Annotated in this window: 3 protein-coding genes and 2 pseudogenes; 1 reads left to right on the forward strand and 4 read right to left on the reverse strand. The window is 72.6% G+C overall.

Annotation, left to right across the window (positions count from 1 at the left end):
- A pseudogene (locus tag ACTHMS_RS07305) lies at nt 1-194 on the forward strand (HNH endonuclease); the annotation flags it as partial.
- A 115-nt stretch (nt 195-309) separates the two neighbouring features.
- On the opposite strand, the gene ACTHMS_RS07310 reads toward ACTHMS_RS07305, so the two are convergent.
- The 4 genes and pseudogenes from ACTHMS_RS07310 to ACTHMS_RS07325 form a co-directional block, all read right to left on the reverse strand.
- Nucleotides 310-1113 carry a class I SAM-dependent methyltransferase gene (locus ACTHMS_RS07310; RefSeq protein ID WP_440306007.1) on the reverse strand — a complete coding sequence of 268 codons (804 nt, stop codon included), beginning with the start codon at nt 1111-1113 and terminating at the stop codon, nt 310-312.
- A gap of 183 nt (nt 1114-1296) precedes the next feature.
- Entirely contained in the window at nt 1297-1944 is a 648-nt protein-coding gene (locus ACTHMS_RS07315) for a class I SAM-dependent methyltransferase (RefSeq protein WP_440306008.1), read from the reverse strand.
- The gene (locus ACTHMS_RS07320; RefSeq protein ID WP_440306009.1) at nt 1941-3020 is read right to left on the reverse strand and encodes a prenyltransferase; all 1080 of its coding nucleotides are present in this window, start codon (nt 3018-3020) and stop codon (nt 1941-1943) included. Before ACTHMS_RS07320 ends, ACTHMS_RS07315 begins: the two co-directional genes overlap by 4 nt.
- Nucleotides 3017-3336 (reverse strand): annotated as a pseudogene (locus tag ACTHMS_RS07325) (SAM-dependent methyltransferase); the annotation flags it as partial. The pseudogene ACTHMS_RS07325 and the gene ACTHMS_RS07320, both read right to left, overlap by 4 nt.

Raw genomic sequence — 3336 nt, forward strand, 5'->3', positions numbered from 1 at the left:
TCGAATGGATCCGCGGCGGCCAGACCGCCATCGACAACCTCGTCCTGCTCTGCGCCTACCACCACCGCCGCCACCTCGACCACGGCTGGCGCATCCACATGATCGACGGCATCCCACACTTCATCCCACCCGACCTCGTCGACCCCCTCCGAAGACCCATGCGGAACCAGCCGACCTTCGTCACCGGCAGCTGATTCCGCGCAGGCCCAGTTCACTGAACCGAGACGAAGGCAGCCTCGGCCGGGTTGCGTGCTGCGCTCCTACATCCGTTGAGGCGATGCGCCGCGGGAGGAACCCATGCCGCAGTCGTCACCGGACGGTGATCAGGAGCTCTCCGTGCGGGATGAGGATCCATCCGTCCGGGTCGCTACCCCATTCACGCCAGGCAGCCGCGAGCCGATCGAGCTCGTTCGCATCGGCGAGCCCCTCGGTCAGGAGCTGGTCGGCCAGAGCGGACCGCACGATCCGCTCGGCCCACATCCCGCTCCACTCGCTGCGGGACTCGTCGTCCGCGTAACACCAGCTGGACGACGAAACCTCGACGTCCCTGGCACCTGCCGCGTGCGCCCACGCCAGCAGCCGGCGTCCGGCGTCGGGCTCGCCGCCGTTCGCTCGCGCAGCCAGGGCATACAGCTCACGCCAACGGTCCAGCGACGGGATCGCCGGCCACCACGCCCAGGCGCCGTAGTCGGTGTCGCGGACGGCGACGATTCCACCGGGCGCCGTCACGCGGATCATCTCGCGCAGCACCGCCACAGGGTCGGCCACGTGCTGCAGCACCTGGTGCGCGTGCACGACGTCGAAGCTGCCGTCGTCGAACGGCAGCGCCGCACCGTCACCCACGACGAACCGCGCGGCGACGCCGCGGCGGTCGAGCTCGGCCCGGGTCAACGCGATCGCCCCGTCGGTGTGCTCGAGCGCGGTCACCTCACCCGGCGCGACCAGCTCGGCGAGGTCGGCCGTGATCGTCCCCGGCCCCGAGCCGAGGTCGAGCAGCCGCTGCCCCGGCCGCAGGTGCGGCACCAAGTACGCGGCCGAGTTGGCCGCCGTGCGGGAGCGGTGCGAGCGCAGCACGGACTCGCTGTGCCCGTGCGTGTATCGGGTCGGCGTCATACGGGCAGCGTATCGCGCATCCCATCGGTCGAGATGCAATTCCCAAACAGCGAGATTGGACCCTGTGACCGTCCAGATCGTGATGGCCACGCCGGGTCGGGCGCCGCCTGCGGCATGAAGATCCGGCCCGGGACACGCGGGCCACGAGCGGGGAGTCCAGGCGCGGAGAGCGCGGCGGCAGCGTCAGGTGACGGGACGGTCCGTCCGGCGAAGCACGCGCAGCGAACCGTGCACCGACACCTCGACGAAGGCGCCGGACGAGACCGCGCGCTGCACGACGTGCCAGGGCGGCTGTCCACCGTCGCGAGGGTCGGGGAAGACGTCGTGCACGGCGAGCACTCCCCCGGGCACGACGTGGCGGGCGAAGCCGGCGTAGTCGTGCTGGGCGACGTCCTCGGTGTGGTTGCCGTCCAGGAACAGGAACGACAGCGGCGTGGCCCACCAGCGCGCCACCGACTGCGTCGTGCCGACCACGACGTCGACGACGTCCTCGACACCGGCGTCCAGCAGCGTGCGGCGCAGGAAGGGCAGCGTGTCGATGCGGCCCGCGTGCGGGTCGACGAGCGACGCGTCGTGCCACTCCCAGCCGGGCTGGTTCTCCTCCGAGCCGCGGTGGTGGTCGACGGTGACCAGCCGGGCGCCGACCTCGCGGGCGACCGTGCCGAGGTGCACGGTCGACTTGCCGCAGTAGGTACCGATCTCGAGCCACACGCCCGCCGGCGCCGAGCGCGCGGCCGCCCGCAGGGCCTCCGCCTCGTCGGCGGGCAGGAAGCCCTTCGCCGCGTCGGCGACCGCCAGCGCGTGATCGACCGAGGAGACCGGCGAACTCACCGCCGGCCCTCGGCCGCACCCACGAGACACTGCTCGTCGCACTCGCCGACCTCGAGCAGCGCGGGCAGCCCCTCGCCGCGGAACAGCCCGTTCGCGGGCGAGGTGCGGCTCAGCGCGTCGACCGCGAGCACGAGGGCGGCCGACGTCCACGACGCCTGCTCGGCCGGCCAGTGCTCCGCCTCGGGGAACACCCAACCGGTCCAGTAACCACCGCCGTCGGCACGCAGGAACTGCGCGTCGGCCAGCAGGTCGTGTGCACGGCCGCGGTCACCGAGCGCGTCGAGCGCCATGACGAGCTCGAAGGTCTCGGCCGCCGTGACCCACGGCCGGTCAGCCACGCACCGGCAGCCTCGGCCCGGCACGATGAACTCGTCCCACCGCTCGTCGATCAGCCGCGCCCCGTGCGCGCCGGTCACCGCGCCGCCGAGCACCGGGTAGTACCAGTCCATCGAGAAGCGGCGCTTGTCGAGGAAGCCGTCCGGGTGGCGGGCGACGGCGTGCGCGAGCCGCGCGACGGCGAGCTCCCAGTCCGGCTGCGGATCGCCGACGAGTTCGGCGAGTGCCAGCCCGCACCGCAGCGACAGCACGCAGCACGAACTGCCGGTCAGCAGCGCGCCCTCGTCGGCGCTGCCGTCGTCATGGCGCACCCACGACAGCGCACCGCTCGGCAGCTGCAACCCGACCACGAAGTCGAGCGCGGCGCGCACCACCGGCCACATGCGGTCGACGAAGCGGCGGTCGCCGGTGAGCAGCCACTGGTGCCAGACACCGACGGCGATGTAGGCGCACTGGTTCGTGTCGGCGGACGCGTCGCGCACCTCGGCGCCGACCGTCTCCATCGGCCAGCTGCCGTCGGGGCCCTGATGCTCGGCGCTCCAGGCGAACGCCGCGCGCGCCTCGTCGAAGCGACCGGCGAGCGACAGCGCCATGGCGCCCTCGACGTGGTCCCACGGGTCGGCGTGATGGCCCTCGAACCACGGGATCAGCCCGCTGGGCAGCTGCAGCGAGGCGATGTGCGCCGCGGTCTCGGCGACCGCCGCGGCCCCGATGAGACCGCGCAGCTCGGGCACCCTCACGGCTTGTCGAAGTAGAGGACGAGGCTCTTGCCGAGCACCGGGTCGAGCAGCTGCTCGGCGGTGCGGGTCAGCCACGGGCGCTGCATCATGTCCCACACCAGCAGCCGGTGGTAGGCGCGCGTCGCCCACATGTCGCGCTCGACGCCGACCGCGCACTTCAGCCACCAGTACGGGCTGTGCAGCGCGTGCGCGTGGTGCTGTCCGGTGAACCGCAGCCCCGCGTCGGTGAGCTTCCGCACCAGCTCGCTGCCGCGGTAGATGCGGATGTGCCCGCCCTCGACCTCGTGGTAGGCGTCCGACAGCGTCCAGCAGACCT

The sequence above is a fragment of the Jatrophihabitans sp. genome (genome assembly GCF_051960575.1).
Lineage (GTDB): Bacteria > Actinomycetota > Actinomycetes > Mycobacteriales > Jatrophihabitantaceae > JBQCEE01.

Coding starts and splice junctions, on each gene's coding strand:
- ACTHMS_RS07310 (WP_440306007.1), bottom strand. CDS start 1,113: ATGACGCCGACCCGATACACGCACGGGCACAGCGAGTCCGTGCTGCGC.